At 72.8% G+C, this 16,591-nt stretch carries 14 protein-coding genes; 3 read left to right on the top strand and 11 right to left on the bottom strand.

What is annotated here, in order from left to right; genetic code table 11:
• Nucleotides 1-27: 27 nt before the first annotated feature.
• Nucleotides 28-1,527 carry an FAD-dependent oxidoreductase gene (locus tag ACWZEH_RS02065; protein WP_456200023.1) on the top strand — a complete coding sequence of 500 codons (1,500 nt, stop codon included), beginning with the start codon at nucleotides 28-30 and terminating at the stop codon, nucleotides 1,525-1,527.
• A gap of 62 nt (nucleotides 1,528-1,589) precedes the next feature.
• Here ACWZEH_RS02065 and ACWZEH_RS02060 read toward each other — a convergent pair whose 3' ends face one another.
• The 8 genes from ACWZEH_RS02060 to ACWZEH_RS02025 form a co-directional block, all read right to left on the bottom strand.
• Nucleotides 1,590-2,597, bottom strand: a complete 1,008-nt coding sequence (locus ACWZEH_RS02060; protein ID WP_456195235.1) for a DUF5914 domain-containing protein — start codon at nucleotides 2,595-2,597, stop codon at nucleotides 1,590-1,592.
• Complete coding sequence (locus ACWZEH_RS02055; RefSeq protein ID WP_456195234.1) at nucleotides 2,594-3,589, bottom strand: phytoene/squalene synthase family protein; 996 nt, start codon at nucleotides 3,587-3,589, stop codon at nucleotides 2,594-2,596. The genes ACWZEH_RS02060 and ACWZEH_RS02055 overlap by 4 nt, the downstream gene beginning before the upstream one ends.
• The gene (gene crtI, locus ACWZEH_RS02050) at nucleotides 3,576-5,147 is read right to left on the bottom strand and encodes a phytoene desaturase family protein (protein WP_456195233.1); all 1,572 of its coding nucleotides are present in this window, start codon (nucleotides 5,145-5,147) and stop codon (nucleotides 3,576-3,578) included. The genes ACWZEH_RS02055 and crtI overlap by 14 nt, the downstream gene beginning before the upstream one ends.
• A complete protein-coding gene (locus ACWZEH_RS02045; RefSeq protein WP_456195232.1) occupies nucleotides 5,144-6,286 on the bottom strand; it encodes a polyprenyl synthetase family protein in 1,143 nt (380 codons plus the stop codon). The genes crtI and ACWZEH_RS02045 overlap by 4 nt, the downstream gene beginning before the upstream one ends.
• A 175-nt stretch (nucleotides 6,287-6,461) precedes the next feature.
• The gene (locus tag ACWZEH_RS02040; protein ID WP_456195231.1) at nucleotides 6,462-7,100 is read right to left on the bottom strand and encodes an HD domain-containing protein; all 639 of its coding nucleotides are present in this window, start codon (nucleotides 7,098-7,100) and stop codon (nucleotides 6,462-6,464) included.
• Between the two features lie 156 nt (nucleotides 7,101-7,256).
• Nucleotides 7,257-8,132, bottom strand: a complete 876-nt coding sequence (locus ACWZEH_RS02035; RefSeq protein ID WP_456195230.1) for a PhzF family phenazine biosynthesis protein — start codon at nucleotides 8,130-8,132, stop codon at nucleotides 7,257-7,259.
• 61 nt (nucleotides 8,133-8,193) lie between these two features.
• On the bottom strand, nucleotides 8,194-10,284 hold the full coding sequence (ligA, locus tag ACWZEH_RS02030; protein WP_456195229.1) for an NAD-dependent DNA ligase LigA: 2,091 nt from the start codon (nucleotides 10,282-10,284) through the stop codon (nucleotides 8,194-8,196).
• 130 nt (nucleotides 10,285-10,414) lie between these two features.
• Entirely contained in the window at nucleotides 10,415-11,323 is a 909-nt protein-coding gene (locus ACWZEH_RS02025; RefSeq protein WP_456195228.1) for an NAD(P)-dependent oxidoreductase, read from the bottom strand.
• Between the two features lie 84 nt (nucleotides 11,324-11,407).
• On the opposite strand from ACWZEH_RS02025, the gene ACWZEH_RS02020 reads away from it, so the two are divergent.
• Entirely contained in the window at nucleotides 11,408-11,779 is a 372-nt protein-coding gene (locus ACWZEH_RS02020; protein ID WP_456195227.1) for a winged helix-turn-helix transcriptional regulator, read from the top strand.
• 30 nt (nucleotides 11,780-11,809) lie between these two features.
• Here the strand turns inward: ACWZEH_RS02020 and ACWZEH_RS02015 are convergent, their stop codons facing one another.
• The gene (locus tag ACWZEH_RS02015) at nucleotides 11,810-12,421 is read right to left on the bottom strand and encodes a TetR/AcrR family transcriptional regulator (RefSeq protein ID WP_456195226.1); all 612 of its coding nucleotides are present in this window, start codon (nucleotides 12,419-12,421) and stop codon (nucleotides 11,810-11,812) included.
• Nucleotides 12,422-12,604: 183 nt separating this feature from the next.
• Between ACWZEH_RS02015 and ACWZEH_RS02010 the strand changes: the two genes are divergently transcribed.
• Entirely contained in the window at nucleotides 12,605-13,384 is a 780-nt protein-coding gene (locus ACWZEH_RS02010) for an SDR family NAD(P)-dependent oxidoreductase (RefSeq protein ID WP_456195225.1), read from the top strand.
• Between the two features lie 585 nt (nucleotides 13,385-13,969).
• Here ACWZEH_RS02010 and ACWZEH_RS02005 read toward each other — a convergent pair.
• Complete coding sequence (locus ACWZEH_RS02005; protein ID WP_456195224.1) at nucleotides 13,970-15,274, bottom strand: hypothetical protein; 1,305 nt, start codon at nucleotides 15,272-15,274, stop codon at nucleotides 13,970-13,972.
• Complete coding sequence (locus tag ACWZEH_RS02000; RefSeq protein ID WP_456195223.1) at nucleotides 15,271-16,530, bottom strand: bifunctional glycosyltransferase family 2/GtrA family protein; 1,260 nt, start codon at nucleotides 16,528-16,530, stop codon at nucleotides 15,271-15,273. Before ACWZEH_RS02000 ends, ACWZEH_RS02005 begins: the two co-directional genes overlap by 4 nt.
• Between the last annotated feature and the right edge of the window lie 61 nt (nucleotides 16,531-16,591).

The raw sequence follows: 16,591 nt of genomic DNA, 5'->3' as shown, positions 1-16,591 counted from the left end.
CGAGGGCGCGACCGCAAGGCCGAGATCATGATGCCCACGCCCGGCCGGGACCGGTTCGCACCCGGCGACGCTCCGTCCGTAGCCGTGGCCGGCGGAGGTGTCGCCGGTCTCGCAGCGGCCACGCTGCTGGCCGAACGGGGCGCTCGTGTGACCCTCTACGAACGGGAGGAGTCGCTCGGCGGCCGTCTCGCGGGCCGGCGCACCCGCCTTGCCGACGGGTCCGAGGCGACCATGAGCCGCGGCTTCCACGCCTTCTTCCGTCAGTACTACAACCTGCGTGGCCTCCTGCGGCGGACCGATCCAGGTCTCGACCGTCTCCGGCCGCTGCCCGACTACCCGCTGCGGCACAGCGGCGGGCTGACCGACAGCTTCGCCCGGGTCCCGCGCACACCACCGTTCAGCGCCCTCGGGTTCGTCGCCCTCAGCCCCACCTTCGGCTGGCGCGACCTCGGCGCCATGGACGCACGGGCCGCGCTGCCCCTGTTCGACGTCCGCGTGCCCGAGGTCTACGAACGCTTCGACTCGATCAGCGCGACCCGTTTCCTGGAACGCGTCCGCTTCCCCGAAGCCGCGCACCATCTCGCGTTCGAGGTGTTCTCGCGCAGCTTCTTCGCCGACCCGCGCGAACTGTCCGCCGCGGAACTGCTGCTGATGTTCCACATCTACTTCCTCGGCTCCGCGGAGGGCCTGCTCTTCGACGTGCCGAGCGAACCCTTTCCACAGGCACTGTGGGAGCCGCTCGGCGACTACCTCCAGCGCCTCGGAGTCGATGTCCGTACCGGTACACCCGTACGCGGCGTCGACCCCCGCGACGGCGGGGGTGTCCAGGTGCGGACCGACACCGTCGCCGACCGGTACGAGGCGGCCGTTCTCGCCCTCGACCCCGGAGCGCTGAAGGGGGTCGTCGCGGCGTCACCCGGCCTGGGCACCGCCGCCTGGCGCGAGGACGTCGCCGCCCTGGGCACCGCCCCGCCCTTCCTCGTCTCCCGGCTCTGGCTGGACCGGCCGGTCCGCGCCGACCGCCCCGGATTCCTCGGCACCAGCGGATACGACGGCCTCGACAACATCAGCGTCCTGGAACGCTACGAGGGGGAGGCCGCGCGATGGGCCGCCCGGACCGGCGGCTCGGTGGTGGAACTGCACGCCTACGCCGTCGCCGCCGAGGCGAAACCGGACACGGTGCAAAACCGCCTCCTCGACAGCCTGCGCCAGGTCTATCCGGAAACACGGAGCGCGCGGGTCCTGGACGCCCGGCACGAGTGGCGTTCCGACTGCCCGCTCTTCCCGGTCGGCTCCTACGCCCGGCGGCCCACCGTGGTGACACCCCACCCCCGGGTGACCCTGGCCGGTGACGCGATCGGCTGCGACCTTCCGGTGGCCCTGATGGAACGCGCCGCCACCACCGGATTCCTGGCGGCCGGCGCCCTTCTCGCCGACTGGGGCGTCCGGGGCCAGGTGCTGTGGACGGTTCCCCGCACGGGCCGTTCCCCCGTGCTGCGGGCGATCGGCGCGCTCGCCGGGCACTGAGTCCCCGGCCACGGGCCCCGTCCCGGTACGGCGAGCGCGACTGCGCCGGCCACCGGCCGTGTTCACCCGGGGAACCGCCCGGTGCTGCGCAGCCTCCAGCGCTGCTCGGCGTAGGCCAGATCGTCGCGCCACAGCCGGGCGGCCGTCCGGCGCATCAGCGGGCGCAGCGCGGGCGCGGCGGCCCGTGCCAGTGCGAAGCCCCGCCGGTCCGAGGCGGCGACGACCGCCTCGATCACCGCGGTCCGCGGCCGCTCGTCCGCCTCGCCGGTCAGCGGCGTGGCATGAGTCTCCACCACGGACGTGGTCCCCTCGCCCTCGGTGATGCGCATGACGACGGTGCGCGGCTCCGGAGCGGTGAACTCCGCCCGGACCGGTACCACCAGACGGCCGGTCACCCGGAAGGAGACATCGACGACGAAGACGTCGTCCTCCTCGCCCCGCGGCGGCCGGGCCACCGTCAGGTCCACGAACGAGTAGGGATGGAACCACGAACCGTGCCACGGGTCGAGCCGGTTGGCGACCACGTCCTGCGGTTCGCACCGCCCGACCGCCGTGAACACGGCGTCCACCGCGCTGCCCGCCACCGGCCGTACCGGCACGAAGGGGCGCTCCGACGGTTCTTCGCCGCCGACCGGGTCGAGGCGGACCCACACCAGTACGCCGTCGTCGTGCACCGGGTACGGATCCCAGCCGGGGAACGGCCCGCCGTCCAGGGCCAGTCCGTGCCAGTGGCACACCAGTTCGCCGCACACCACCCGGCTGTCCCGCAACGGCGCACCGAGGTGCGGGCAGACACCCGGCCCCGCGCGCAGCTCTCCCGTGCCCGACCGCCACACCACGACCTCGATGCCGCCCACCGTACTGCCGTACGGGCGGCCACCGGCACGCACGTCCCGGGAGGCACCGACGACGAACCAGTTGCCGGACGGACGGGCGGACGCCCGCTTCAGCGCGTCGGCGATCAGCGCCGGGCGTGCCTCCCGCCAGGTCGGGGTCTGTGCCGCCCAGTGCGAGCGGCCACGTCGCCGCAACGGTGGTGTCCAGCCGGCCCGGTCCCTTCGGTCACTCACCGCACGGGTCCTTTCCTCCGGAGTGCCGCGTCGCCCGCCCGGGGCACCGCGTGTGAGGCGCGGGTGCGCCACCGCGCGCCGGCGATCTGTACGGCTCCCGCGACGGCCGTCGCCGTACGACGTCCCCGCGACACCACCGCACGACGGTGCAGCACCGAGTACCCCTGATCCGCGATCGCGTCGAGGATGCCGCCGTAGAGCGTGAACGCGGTGCGGATGCAGGGACGCGTCCGGGGGTCGAGCATGGCGATGCCGGGTTCCGCTGCCCGGTACACCTTCCGTGTCATGGCCTCGGCGGCGACGAGCGCCGCGCGGATGCGCGGGTCACGACGCCCGGTGCGGCGGCTCCACTCCAGCAGCGGACGGTCCACGCCGTGCGTGGCGAGCAGGTCCGCCGGCAGGTAGACGCGGCCCCGGTCCAGGTCCTCTCCCACGTCCCGCAGGAAGTTGGTGAGCTGGAACGCCTCCCCCAGGGCCGCCGCGTGCGGCGCCGCCTCCTCCCGGGGTACGACCGTGCCCAGCACCGGCAGCATCTGCAACCCGATCACCGCGGCCGAGCCGTGCATGTAGGTCCGCAGGTCGCCGTAGGTCGGATAGTCCGTGACGTGCAGGTCACTGAGCATCGAGCCCAGGAAGTCGGCGAACAGGACGTGCTCGATGCCGTACCGGTCGGCGGTGTCGGCCACGGCACGGACCACGGGTTCGGTCCCGCCACCGGTGCGCAGTCCGTGCGCCAGGTCACTCTCCAGGCGCCGTAGCAGCCGGTCACGTTCCTGTGGCGTCCGGCGTCCGTCGAGGTCGTCCACGATGTCGTCCGCCCAGCGGGCGAAGCCGTACAGCGCGTGTACCGCGGACCGGCGTTCCACGGGGAGAAGACGGGTGGCCAGGAAGTAGGTCCTGCCGTGCCGGGCGTTGAGCCGCCGGCACTCGGTGTAGGCGGCGCGCAGGGCGGGATCGGTGATCTTGGCGGCATCCAGTTCACGACGGGTCATGGACACCTTCCGCGGTCGGGGCGACGGCACGGGTGGAGCGCGACGCCGGACGGGCGCGGCCGGCGTAACGGTTCCGGAGGCCACCGGTGACGCGTGCGGCGGCGAGCTTGCCGCTGACGAGCACTGTCGGCACGCCGACACCGGGGGTGGTGCCGCAGCCGGCCAGCACGACGTTCTCGAGGCCGCGCACCAGATTGCGTGGCCGGAACGGGCCGGTCTGGGCGAAGGTGTGGGAGACCGAGAAGGGGCTGCCCGCAGCATGCCCCTGTGCCGCCCAGTCCAGCGGGGTCACCAGCATTTCCTCCTGGACACTGCCGGCGAATCCTTCCAGGCCCCGCCGCTCCATCTCGGCGACCAGGCTGTCGCGGTAACGCGGCCCCAGGTCCCGCCAGGCGGCGGCGGAGGGACCGACCTCGGTGTTCGGGCAGGGAGCCAGTACGTAGTGCAGGTGCCTGCCGGGCGGCGCCAGGCCCGGATCGTGCGCCGTCGGCCGGGTGATCAGCAGGGACGGATCGCTCATCAACCGCCCCTCGACGGTCAACTCGTCGAAAGTACGTTCCCAGGCCGCGCCGAAGGAGAGGGTGTGATGGGCGAGACCGGGCCAGGTGCGGTCGGTCCCGGCGTGCAGGATCACGGCGGACGGCGAGTGACGCAGCCGTACCGGGCGGCGCGGGGCGCGTCCCAGCAGCCGGTGAGCAGCGGGCAGCTCGCAGGTCAGCACGACCGCGTCGCACGGGATCCGTTCGCCCGACGCCAGCCGTACGGCACGTACCCGCCCGGCAGAGCGTTCCAGAGCGGTCGCTTCGGCCGACCAGTGGAACGCGGCACCCGCGCCGGCTGCCGCGTCCGCCATGCCGCGAGGCAGCGCGTGCATGCCGCCCCTGGGGAACCAGACGCCGGCCACGGTGTCCATGTAGGCGATCACCGCATAGGCCGCGAGAGCCCGTGCGGGCGCGACACCGGCGTACAGGGCCTGGAAGGAGAAGACCCGGCGCAGACGCTCGTCGGAGAGGAAGCGGCCGATGCGCCTGTCCAGCCGTCCGAACCCGCCCAGCGCCGCCAGACGGGCCAGGTCCGGGTGCAGAAGCCGGAAGGGCGAGTCGAAGTTCGTGTCGATGAAGCGCCGCATCTGGGCCCGGTACAGCCGCTCGAGCCAGTCCCGCAGCCCGCGGTAGCCCGCCGCCTCGGCCGGTCCGGCGAACCGCCGCACCTCCGCCTCCATCGCCTCGCCGTCGGTGTGGACGTCGAGCGACGTCCCGTCCGCGAAACACGCTCGGTAAGCCGGGTGGAGCGCCATCAGTTCGACGTGGCGGGAGAGGCTGTCGCCCACGGCGGCGAAGGCCTCGTCGGCCAGGTGCGGCATGGTCAGCACCGTGGGGCCGGTGTCCATCTCATAGCCGCCGAGGCGCAGGCGGCCGGCTCGGCCGCCTGGCCCGGGGTCCCGTTCGACGACCGTCACCCTGCGGCCGGCGCCCAGCAGATGCAGGGCACATGCGAGGCCGGACAGCCCGGCACCCACCACGACGACGTGGTCCGTCGCCCCCGGTACCGTTCTCACGCGGCCTCCCCGGCACGCTCCAGTGCGACGCCCGACGCCCGCGAGACCAGCGCGGTGAAGTCCCGCCGTACGGCGGGTTCGGCGCCGGTCCTCGCGAAGTGCCGCAGGCTCGTCGTCGCCAGCTCCGAGATCCTTCTCTCCACGGCGGCCCGCGCCCCGGTCCGTTCCAGCGCCGCCCGCATACGTTCCACGCTCTCGGCCGGCCGGCAGACCGCGCCGGGGGCGAGTGCTTCGGTGTCCCTCTTGTCACCAGAGGCGTCGGCGAGCCTCAGGCCGACGGCGAGCAGGTAGGTGAGCTTGCGCGTCCGCAGGTCGTCGCCGGCCGGTTTGCCCGTCAGGGCCGAGTCGCCGAAGGCGCCGAGGAGGTCGTCGCGGAGCTGGAAGGCCAGACCCGCACACCGCCCGGCGGAGCGCAGCGCGTCCAGGGCGTGGGCCTGGGCGCCGGCCAGGGACGCGCCCAGGGCCAGCGGGCGCTCCACCGTGTACAGGGCGCTCTTGAGCGTGGCGATGCTCAAGGCCTCGTCGACGCAGGACGACCCGGACGCCTGGGCGTGGATGTCCCGGTACTGCCCGGCGACCATCTCGCCGCGCATGGCGCGCCACTCGTGGTACAGCCGCGGGCCGTGCGGGGAGCCGAGTGCCGTCTCGGTGAGCAGGTCGTCCGCCCAGGCCAGGGCCAGATCGCCGGCCAGTACCGCGGCGGAGGTCGCGAACGCCTCGGGCGAACCGTTCATGCGTGCGGCGCGGTGCATGCGGGCGAGGTCCACGTGCACCGCCGGCGCGCCCCGGCGCAGCGACGACCCGTCCATCAGGTCGTCGTGAATGAGAGCGCATGCCTGGACGAGTTCGAGGGCCGCGCCGGTGCGCAGTACGGCCGTCGCGTCGCCCGAACCGCCCGCGGCCCGCCACCCGCACCACGCGAACGCCGTACGCAGCCGCTTCCCGCCCCGCCGGACGAACGCGGTGACCCGGCCGGCGACATCACGGGCGAAGACCGGATCCACTTCACGGGCCCGGCACAGCCCTTCGTCGAGGACATGCTCGAGCTCCGCCTCGACGGCCCGGACGGCGTCGAGGGCGGTGAGCGGGCCGTTGACGGGCCCAACCGGTTCGGCCGCGGTGGGCCGCAGTTCAAGCATGCACAACCCCTTCTCACTCTCGGTCACCTGCACACCAGTGCTTCCGCCGGGTGCCCCGGTGCGGATGCGCTGATTCCTGCCCGGTGCGGAGCCTGTCCTGGAGGCCAGTCACTTCATTGGCGTAACCGGTGGGGAGGGTCGTCCCCCGGGGGGCGACGGGTCCCCTGACGACCGCTTACTCGGGCCACGCGGAGTTCCGGACGACGTCGACGAAGTCGGTACGGCGGAATCCGGGGACGAAGTGCTCCAGGACGTCCGCGTTCACCGTGCCGAAGGTGGTGTCCGGGCGGTGCCTGAACCCGTCGGTGAAGGCCTGGAGGATCTGCCGCTTGAAGTCCGGGCGGGGATGGGCGGCGGTGACCTCGGCGATCTGGGCCGGAGTGAGGCGGGTGAGGTTCAGGCCGAGCACATCGGTCTCCACGCCCGCCGTGGTCGCGGCGATCTCGGGCGCCAGCTTGTAGGGCACCTCCGGCGTCGTGTGCAGGGCGACGGCCGTCCAGACCGTGTCCGCGTCGGCCTGGGACAGGCCGTGGGCCAGCAGGAACGCGCGGGCCTGGTCGGCACCGTCCATCTCGAACCGCTGGTCGTCACCGCGGTACGGTGCCACCAGACCGGTGTCGTGGAACAGCGCCGCCACATAGAGCAGCTCAGGGTCGGGCCGGAGCCCCAGCACCGCGGCCTGCAGACTGCCGAACAGGAACACCCGGCGGGAATGGTCGAAGAGCAGCGGCGGTGTCGTGGTGCGGATCATCTCCGTCGCGGACCGGACCAGCTCGCTGTCGGGGATCTCCACACCAGCGATCTTCTCACCCATGGCTGCCTCCTCGACGGTGGTGGAACTGCCGGCTCCTCCACCATCCGTCCCCCGGGGCCCCTGCGTTCGCTACCGGTTGGTTGAAAAACCCTTCGAAATGGTCATCCCTGCCGCGGAGCGTGTCGCTCGCCGGGGACCGCCGGCACCGTCGGCGCCTCAGCCGATGCGAGCTCCCGCGCCGCCGACACGGACGCGCGGATCACCCGCGCGCAGCGTCACCGTGAGCTCGCCGGGACGGCCCAGGTCCTCGCCCTGGTGCAGGGTGAGGACGGCGTCCTCGGGGACCAGGCCCAGCTCACGGGCGTACGCACCGAACGCGGCGGCCGCGGCGCCGGTCGCCGGGTCCTCGACGACGCCGCCGACGGGGAAGGGGTCACGGACGTGGAAGACGGTGGCCGACTCACGCCACACCAAGTGGACCGTGGTCAGGTCCCAGCGGTGCATCAGGGCTTCCAGGCGCGCGAAGTCGTACGCGAGATCGGCGAGGCGGGCACGCGTGGCCGCCGCGAGGACGAGATGCCGGGCGCCGGCGAAGGCGATACGGGGCGGGAAGCCGGGATCGAGGTCGGTGGCCGGCCAGCGGAGCGCGGCGAGTGCCTCCGCGAGAGCGTCGGCGTCGACCTCCTCGATGCGCGGCTCGACGCTGGTGAGCGTGGCCCTGACCGTCCCGCCCTCCTCGGCCACCTCCACCGGCACGATGCCCGCCCGCGTCGCGAACAACAGCTCCCCGGGGCCTGTCCGCTCGGCGAGTGCGACGGCGGTCGCGACGGTGGCGTGCCCGCAGAACGGCACCTCGGCCCTGGGGCTGAAGTAGCGGATGCCGTACGCCCGGCCCTCCTGGCCGCCGAGGCCCTCCAAAGGCGCGGTCAGGAACGCGGACTCCGAGTACCCGAGGCCGGCGGCGATGGCCAGCATGTCGCTGTCGTCCAGGCCGGTGGCGTCCAGAACGACACCGGCGGGGTTTCCGCCGTCGGGGGTGCTCGAGAAGGCGGTGTATCGCAACACCTCGGGCCGCGGCGCATTCTTCGTCATGCTCGCGGCAACGCGGGGCGGGCCCGCGTCCATTCCCGGACGCGGGTGGAGCCGCGACCGGTCATTCCAGGAGGGCCGCGACCAGGGTGGCGAACTCGTCCGGGGCGGCGAGGCGGATGCCGAGCTGTTCGGCCTTGGCGCGCTTGGAGCCGGCTCCTTCTCCGGCGACCACGAGGGTGGTCTTCCTGGAGACGCTGGAGGAGGAGCGGCCGCCGGCCCGTTCGATGAGTTCGTTCATCTCGTTGCGGGAAAGCCTCTCCAGGCTGCCGGTCATCGCGCCGGTGACCACCACCGTCATGTCGGCCAGCGGACGGTGCGCCCCGACCGCCCCGGCCGTGTCCCGGCCGTCGGGAACGGCGCCGGCGGCCGGGGGCGGGGTGGCTCCGGGCTCGGTCATGTTGACACCCGCCGCGACGAGTTTGTCGATCAGCGGGGCGAGTTCGGCGAGTTCGGCGACGATCGAGGGTGCCTTCTCGGGCCCGATGCCCTCGACCCGCTGCATCGTTTCGGCGTCGGCGGCGCGGATGTTGTCCATGGTGGCGAAGTACCGGGCGATGCGCCGGGACATGGACCGGCCGGTGCCGCGGACGCCGAGCGCGCAGAGCACCCGCGACAACGGCTGTTCCTTGGCCCTGGCGATCGCCGCGAGCAGGTTGTCGGTGCTGGTCTCGCCCATCCGGTCCAGGCCGAGCAACCGGTCGCGCCCGAGGGCGAACACATCGGCGAGATCGGAGACGAGCCCCGCGTCGACCAGCTGGACGACGCGGGTGGCTCCCAGGCCCTCGATGTCGAGCTGGTCGCGGCCCGCGGCATAGGAGAGCGAGGCGACCAGATGGCAGTTGCGGCCCTGCGCGCACCGCCAGCGTTCCCCGCTGGTGTCGATGTCCGACCCGCAGCGTGGGCACTGCTCGGGAAAGACGACGGGCTGTTCCTCGCCGGTGCGCAGATGGGCGACCGGGGCCTCGATGCGGGGGATGACGTCACCGGCGCGGTGGACCATGACGTGGTCGCCGAGCCGCAGATCGCGGCGGGTGATGTCGGCCGGGTTGTGCAGGGTGGCGTAGGTGATGGTGGAGCCGTCGACGACCACGGGTTCGAGGACTCCGCGCGGGGCGATGATGCCGGTCCGCCCGACGTTCCACTCCACCTCCAGCAGCCGGGTGATCCTCTCCACGGCAGGCAGCTTGTACGCGATCGCCCACCGGGGCGCGCGGGACCCGGAACCGGCGTCACGCCGGTCGGCGGCCAGGTCGGCCTTGATCACGATTCCGTCGATGCCGAACGGCAACTCGGCCCGTATCCCGGCGATTTCCTTCACCCGGGCCAGGACCTCCTCCGGTGACTCGGCCACGGAGTCCGGGACCATGGTCGCGGCGCTGGTGTGCACACCGAGCTCGGCGGCCAGGCTCATCAGGTCGCTGTGCGCGAGCTCCGTCAGCCGTGCGGCAAGAGGGCCGTCGGTGTCGGGCAGTGGCAGCAGTCCGTAGCCGAAGAACGTCATCGGCACCGTGTAGAGCCGCTCCCGCGCCCGCAGAGTGCCCGCGGCCGCGTTGCGCGGATTGGCGAACGGCTGACCGCCGTGGCCCGTGCGGGCCTCGTTCGCGTACTCGAACTGGGCGGCCGTCATCAGGACTTCACCGCGCACCTCCACGGTGACCGGCTCGGCCAGCCGCTCGGGCAGCCCCACCACGGTGCCGATCGCGTGCGAGACGTCCTCACCGGCCGTCCCGTTCCCTCGGGTGATCAGCCGGGTGAGGCGACCACCGCTGTACCGGGCGACGATCGCGAGCCCGTCCAGCTTCGGGCCCACACCGAAGCGGGTGACCTCACGGCCGATGCGCCGGGTCAGGGACGCCGTCCACGCCGTGAACTCCTCCGCCGAGAACACGTTGTCGAGGCTGAGCATCGGCACCGTGTGCGGTACGTCGCCCTCCACCGCGCCGCCGGCCACCTTGCCGGTGGGGGAGTCGGGCAGCACTCCGTCCGGGTGCTCCGTCTCCCAGGCGGCGATCCCGCGTACCAGCCGGTCGTAGGTGTCGTCGTCCAACGGCGAGGTGCCGCCCTCGTAATAGGCGGCCGCCGCGCTCACGGCGTTCTCGACCGCCTGCGCGTATGCGGCGGCGTCCACGATCACTGCTGCGGGAGTAGTCATGACCGGCATCATGCCGCCCACCACTGACAACGGGCCCGGACGCCGGCCCGCACCTCATCGTCCCGAGGTCACGGCCGGGTCCGGGCCGCTGAACCGGGAGCGGTGCGGCGTCAAGTGCCCCCGTGTGCGGTCAGCGTGGTTCCCGGATGCCGTCGATGATGCGGGTCCAGTTGTCGCCGCCGTGCCCGTCATCGATCGCGCGCCGGTAGTGGGACTGCACGGCCAGGGGGAGCGCGAGGTCGAGGCCGAGTGACGTGCTGGTCTCCACGATGTGGTCGGACGTCGCCCCCATCATGGTGACCGTGCTGAGGTCCCCGGGGTGTTCTCCGGCGTCCAGCGCGGCGCCGGGGTCGTCCTCGCCGGCCTTCAGGATGCCGCCGACCGAGTCGGCGGAGGAGAGCAGCTCCGGCAGCGCTTCCGCGGCCTTCATCCCTGCGGTGCCCAGCATCGCGGTGGCGTGCATCAGTCCGGACAGGGTGGTGAGGAACAACGCGAGCTGGGCTTGGTACATCATCTGGGCGAGGCCCGGGTCCTCGCCCAGGTGCTTCGGCGCGCCGAGCAGCGTCAACGCCGCCAGATGTCTCTCCAGTACCTCGTGGCGGCCGCTGTAGTAGACATGGGCAGCCTCCGTGCCGACCATCGGCGCGGGGGCCATGACACCACCGGTGAGGAAGGCCGCGTCGTGGCCCGCCGCCCAGGCCGCCGCCTCGCGGGTGCGGTCGGGGGTGTCGGAACTCAGGTTGACCAGTGTCCGGCCGGCGAGCGATTCGGTGGCGCCGGCGAGAACGTCGTACATCGCCCGGTAGTCGGTGAGACTGAGGATCACGAGGTCACTCGCTTCGACCGCCTCGCGGGGTGTCGTCGCGAGTGTCGCTCCGTCGGCGACGACACCGTCGGCCCGGCCGGCGGTGCGGTTCCAGACGGTGACCGGGTGGCCGGCGGTGAGAAGGGTACGGGTCATCGCCTGCCCCATCGGGCCGAGCCCGATCACGGTGACGGCGCTGTCCTGCCTGGTGGTGTGGTTCAGTCGTTCGTTCACCCCTCCATGGTCCAAGGGCGCCACTACGCTCGGAAGTACCCACTGTTTACTGCGGTACTTACCTTTTCGTAAGGGGGATCGGCGATGGCCAGGGCGCCGAGGAACGGGCCTTACATCTGTGGCATCGATGCCGCGCTCGACGTCGTGAGCGGCAAGTGGAAGGGGCTGATCCTCTGGGAACTCGACGCCCACGGCGTACGCCGCTTCGCCGAGCTCCGGCGCGGTCTGCCGGGAGTGAGCGAGAAGATGCTGACGCAGCACCTGCGGGAGATGGAGGAGGACGGGCTCGTGCACCGGCGGGTCCATGCCGAGGTGCCGCCGCGGGTGGAGTACTCCCTCACCGAGCACGGGCGCACGCTCAATCAAGCGCTCGGACCGCTCGGCGCCTGGGGAGCCGAGCGGATGCGGCGCGAAGGGGCCGAAGCGGCCGGCGTGGCAGAGGCCCCGCACGGCTGAGCGACCCCGGTGACCCGCTCGCCGTTCCCGTCACCCGACGTGGGTGATCATGCGCAGGGCGGCCGTGACGATGTCCCCCAGGGGCGGGCCCGCCGTCGGGTCGGGCCGTAGGGCCCAGTCCTCCACCGCGATGCGCAGCGCGGTGTTCAGTACGCCCGCCTCCACGCGGACCGCGAGGTCGTCGGCGGGGCGGCCGGTGCGGTCGGCGATCATCGCGGCGAACTCTGCCTCGGCGTCGTGGTGCGCCTCCAGCCATACGGCACGCAGTCCCGGTTCGTCCCGGCACAGCCGTACCAGGTCGCGCAGCGCCCCCGGATCCTGCTCCGCGCCCTCGCCGTGATGAGCGTGCAGGACGGACTCGGCGAGCGGGGCCGTGCCGTTGTGGTCCCGCACCTCCCGTGCCAGGGCCTCCAGACCGGTGGTGAGCAGGGGGCGGACGCACTCCTCCTTCGAGCGGAAGTACCGCCACAGGGTGCGGGTGGAGATCCCCGCGGCGGAGGCGATGTCCTCCGCGGTGGTCGCCGCCACACCCTGCGCGACGAACAGCCGCACCGCCTCCTCGGCGATCTCGCCGCGCGTCTCGGCGCGCCGTCGCTCCGTCAACGGCGGCCGCCCCGTGCCAGCACCGACTCGTCCGGTCATGCGCACCCCCTTCGCTCGCTGCGCACAGTCTATTTTGTGTCGCGCCATGCCGTAATGGCGCACCATGTCTTTCTGTCGCGATGTGACAATAAGCGGTACGCTGATCCACGTCGGCGAACGCCGGCAGACCGTCGGCACATCGACATGTCCGTACGCCGAGCAGAGTCGAGCAGAGGAGTTCTCATGGGTGCCACATCCGGTGCGGGGTTGTCCGGCAAGAGCGTCGTCGTCACCGGGGCCGCCTCCGGCATCGGCCGTGCGGCCGCGCTGCGGTTCGCCGCGGAGGGGGCGAAGGTCGTCGTCGCCGACCTGAACGGCGACGGAGCCGGGAGCGTCGTCGACGAGATCCGGTCGGCAGGCGGCACGGCGGTCGCCGTCGGGGGAGACCTGAGCGACGGCGCGGTGGTCGACGCGGTCGTGGCCGCCGCGGTCGACGCCTTCGGCGGGGTCGACGTCCTGGTCAACAACGCGGGTGTCATGGACAGCATGTCCGCACCGCTGGACGTCACCGACGCCGAATGGGAGCGGGTCCTGCGGATCAATCTCACCGCGCCGTTCCTGCTGACGCGGGCCGTTCTGCCGCACATGCTCGCCGCCGGCGGCGGAGCCGTCGTCAACACCGCCTCCGAGGCGGCGCTGCGCGGCAGCGCCGCGGGCACCGCGTACACCGTCTCCAAGCACGGTGTCCTCGGCCTCACCCGCTCCCTCGCCGTGATGTACCGGGATCAGGGCATCCGCGCCAACGCCATCGTGCCGGGCGGCACGATGACCGGTATCTCGACCGGTCTCGAGATCGACCGGGAGGCCCACGGGCCGGCCGTCGTCGGCCGGTACATGGTCAACATGGGCCGCCTCAGCGAAGCGGAGGAGCAGGCCGCCGCCATCGTCTTCCTCGCCTCCGACGCCGCGAGCAGCATCAACGGCGTCGTCCTGCCGGTGGACAACGGCTGGTCGGCGGTCTGACTCGACCCGGTCCCGGGGCCGCCTGGTTCCAAAGCCGCCCCGCTCCCGGGGCCGTCCGGACCGGTCCCCTCGGCCGGCGCGGCTACTCCCGCCGTCGTACGCGGCGGGACGGCGCGGCTCGTACGGTGTTCGTGACGACCTTCGACCGTCTGCCCGCCCGCCTGCGGACGCTGCCCCGGGGACCGTGGACGTCCTGGTGGTGGCCGTCGTCGGGCTTTTCACCGCGTCCGGACGCGACGGTGAACGAACCCGGCCCTCGCCCATGAATGGATCAAGTTCCGCAGCGTCCGTTCGCTCGTGTCCACGATGCTCGCGACAGCCCTCGTCCCCGTACCGGGCGCCGTGTTCGTCGCGGCGACGGGCACCTGCTGCCGGTCGCCGGGTACACGGCGGCGCTGCTCCTGCTCGCGGCCGGGACGCTCCGCGGCCGGGACGCGTGACCACCGGCGCCGGATCGCCCCGTCGGCCGGCCCGCCCCGGACACCGGCGTGCGCGCGCCGGCCGAGGCCGCCCTCGCGTGGTCCGGGGCCCGGCCGGGCCCCGGACCACGCGAGGGCACGGCCCGCCAAAGACACGGTGCGGGTGCTACGGCACCCCGAGTTCGAACAGGACGTATCCCGCGTACGACCCGGAGGCCAGCGCCGCCGTGCCGAGCACGGCGGCCAGGGAGGGCAGCCGGAGACGGCGCATGGCCAGGGCGAGCGGGATCAGGAGGGGGAACAGGGGGAGGAGATAGCGCGAGACATTGCCGAAGTACTGCTGGGTGCCCATCACCATCAGGTACGACAGCACCGTGTACACGACGAGCACGGCGGGTGGGCGCAGCCGGACCAGCAGCACGGTGAGGACCGGCACGAGCAGGACCACCCCGACACCGATGACGTCCTCGAAAGGCATTGCGAACAGATAGTCGAAATGGCCCACGGGGACCGAGGTCAGGACGTCCAGGCTGTGCCGGCCGTAGTCGAACGTGTGGCCCCACGCGCCGTCCTGGAGCTTGCTGTACCCGCCCCAGTCGCCCATGCGGTGGCCGACCCAGCCGAGGTAGCCGAGCGTCCCCAGCGGGGCGATCGCCACTGCGAGCAGCGGACGACGGATGCCCTCCCGCCGTCGGCACACCGCGACCAGCCCGGCGACGGCGAGGGCCGCGACCAGGGTGACGGCGGTCGGCCGGGCGAGCCCGGCGAAGAACGTGAGCAGCCCGGCGACGAGCCAGCGGCGGGTCATGACGGCGTAGCAGGCCCACACGGCCAGGGCCGTGTACAGGGACTCGGAGTACACCGCCCACTCGGCGCCGGAACCCGGCCACACCGCCCACAGGCCGACGGCGGCCAGACCGGCCCGCCGTCCGCCCAGCCGGGCCGTGACCGCGTGGATCCCGAGTGCCGCGACGAACGAGCAGACGACCGAGACGGCCATTCCGGCGCCGTACGGGCCGAGCCCCGTGACCTCCGAGACCAGCCGTATCAGCGTCGGGTAGAGCGGGAAGAACGCCGCCGAGTTGCCCTTCAAAGTGATCATGCCGGTGGCGCCGGGGACGGGCTCCAGGGCCGGGTCGTAGCCGTGCAGGGCGATCTGCTGGTACCACCAGCCGTCCCAGCTGCCCAGCACGTCCCAGGTGTGGTCGCCGCCGCCGAAGCGGGGATGTTTCTCGCGGAAGTCGCCGGCCGAGTCGAGCAGGTACATGAAGACGGCGAACCCCACGAGTTTCAGTACGCCGTACGTCGCGAGGACGGGCCCGTGGCGCGCGACGGCACGCCGCAGCCGCTCCCGAGGGCTTTGGCCGGCGTCCACCGGAGGGGAGACGTCGGGCCAGGGCGTCGGACGCGGCGCCCGGTCCGCGGGGCCTGACGGGCCTGCCGGGTGGCCGGTCCGGACGGTGCTGCTCATGAGGCGGAGGGTCCTGTCGTACGGCGGGCGCTGCGGCCGGGGAACACCCAGGCCCGAAGGAGGAGGAAGCGCAGCAGGGTCGCGGCGAGGTTGGCGAGGACCAGGGCCGGCAGTTCCGCGCCGGGACCGGCCCCGGGGGCGACGCGGTGCAGGACGGCGAGCGCCCCGCTGGTGAGCGCGAGGCCGACCAGGAAAGCGGCCAGCCCTTTGAGCTGGTGTCCGAGCACCCCGTGCCGGCCGCGCACCCCGAAGGTCAGCCGCCGGTTCGCGGCCGTGTTGGCGACCGTGCCGGCCAGCAGGGCGAGCGCGTTGGCGGCCTGGGCGCCGGTGAAGGCCCGGAGCGCGGTGTAGAGGAGCAGGTGGCACAGGGTGCTGGCGGCACCGACTGCGGCGAAGCGCAGCAGCTGACCGGCCAGGCCGGGCGGCAACTCCGCCACCCGCTCGAGACCCCCGCCCCGGCGCAGCGCCGTCAGCGGCAGCCGGCCGCCGGCCAGGGCACGCCCCAGCCGGGCCATGCCGCGCAGGTCCGCCAGCGCCGTGGACACGATGTGGACCCGGCTGTCGGGATCGTCGACCCAGTCGACCGGCACCTCGTGGATGCGCAGGCCGGCCCGCTCGGCGATCACCAGGAGTTCGGTGTCGAAGAACCACTCCCGGTCCTCCACCAGCGGCAGCAACTGCTCCGCGACGTCCCGGCGTACGGCTTTGAAGCCGCACTGAGCGTCGGAGAACCCCACGGCGAGGGTGCCGCGCAACAGGCCGTTGTAGCAGCGGGAGACGATCTCCCGTTTCGGTCCGCGCACGACCTGGGAGCCGCGCGCCAGCCGGGTGCCGATCGCGAGGTCCGAATGCCCGGAGATCAGCGGGGCGACGAGTGGCAGCAGGGCCGCGAGATCGGTGGACAGGTCCACGTCCAGGTACGCGAGCACCGGGGCCCTGGACCCGGACCAGGCGGTGTGCAGCGCCCGCCCGCGCCCCTTCTCGGACAGCCGGATCCAGCACGTACCGGGCAGTTCCCGGGCCAGCCGGGCGGCGATCCGAGGGGTGGCGTCGGTGCTGGCGTTGTCGGCGACGGTGATCCGGAAGGAGTACGGGAACGTCTCCACGAGATGTGCGTGGAGCCGCCGGACGCACCGCTCCAGATCCTTCTCCTCGTTGTGCACGGGAACGACCACGTCGAGTACGGGGTCCGGGCGCCCGTCGTCGCTGTCCCTGTCGTCGTTGTCGGCCGGTGCCGGCCGCCTGGCGGTTCTCATGGCTGGTTCACGGTCGCTTTCCGGCGTACGGGATGATCCCTCATTTTGAGGCGGGCATGCC

The sequence above is a fragment of the Streptomyces yamdrokensis genome, from assembly GCF_053890455.1.
This window is presented reverse-complemented; position numbering and strand designations above follow the sequence as displayed.

Excerpts from the sequence above, each read along its gene's own strand:
- ACWZEH_RS02065 (WP_456200023.1), top strand. The coding sequence starts at position 28 with ATGATGCCCACGCCCGGCCGGGACCGGTTCGCACCCGGCGACGCTCCG.
- ACWZEH_RS02055 (WP_456195234.1), bottom strand. The coding sequence starts at position 3,589 with ATGACCCGTCGTGAACTGGATGCCGCCAAGATCACCGATCCCGCCCTG.
- ACWZEH_RS02045 (WP_456195232.1), bottom strand. The coding sequence starts at position 6,286 with ATGCTTGAACTGCGGCCCACCGCGGCCGAACCGGTTGGGCCCGTCAAC.
- ACWZEH_RS02040 (WP_456195231.1), bottom strand. The coding sequence starts at position 7,100 with ATGGGTGAGAAGATCGCTGGTGTGGAGATCCCCGACAGCGAGCTGGTC.
- ACWZEH_RS02035 (WP_456195230.1), bottom strand. The coding sequence starts at position 8,132 with ATGACGAAGAATGCGCCGCGGCCCGAGGTGTTGCGATACACCGCCTTC.
- ligA (WP_456195229.1), bottom strand. The coding sequence starts at position 10,284 with ATGACTACTCCCGCAGCAGTGATCGTGGACGCCGCCGCATACGCGCAG.
- ACWZEH_RS02020 (WP_456195227.1), top strand. The coding sequence starts at position 11,408 with ATGGCCAGGGCGCCGAGGAACGGGCCTTACATCTGTGGCATCGATGCC.
- ACWZEH_RS02015 (WP_456195226.1), bottom strand. The coding sequence starts at position 12,421 with ATGACCGGACGAGTCGGTGCTGGCACGGGGCGGCCGCCGTTGACGGAG.
- ACWZEH_RS02010 (WP_456195225.1), top strand. The coding sequence starts at position 12,605 with ATGGGTGCCACATCCGGTGCGGGGTTGTCCGGCAAGAGCGTCGTCGTC.
- ACWZEH_RS02005 (WP_456195224.1), bottom strand. The coding sequence starts at position 15,274 with ATGAGCAGCACCGTCCGGACCGGCCACCCGGCAGGCCCGTCAGGCCCC.
- ACWZEH_RS02000 (WP_456195223.1), bottom strand. The coding sequence starts at position 16,530 with ATGAGAACCGCCAGGCGGCCGGCACCGGCCGACAACGACGACAGGGAC.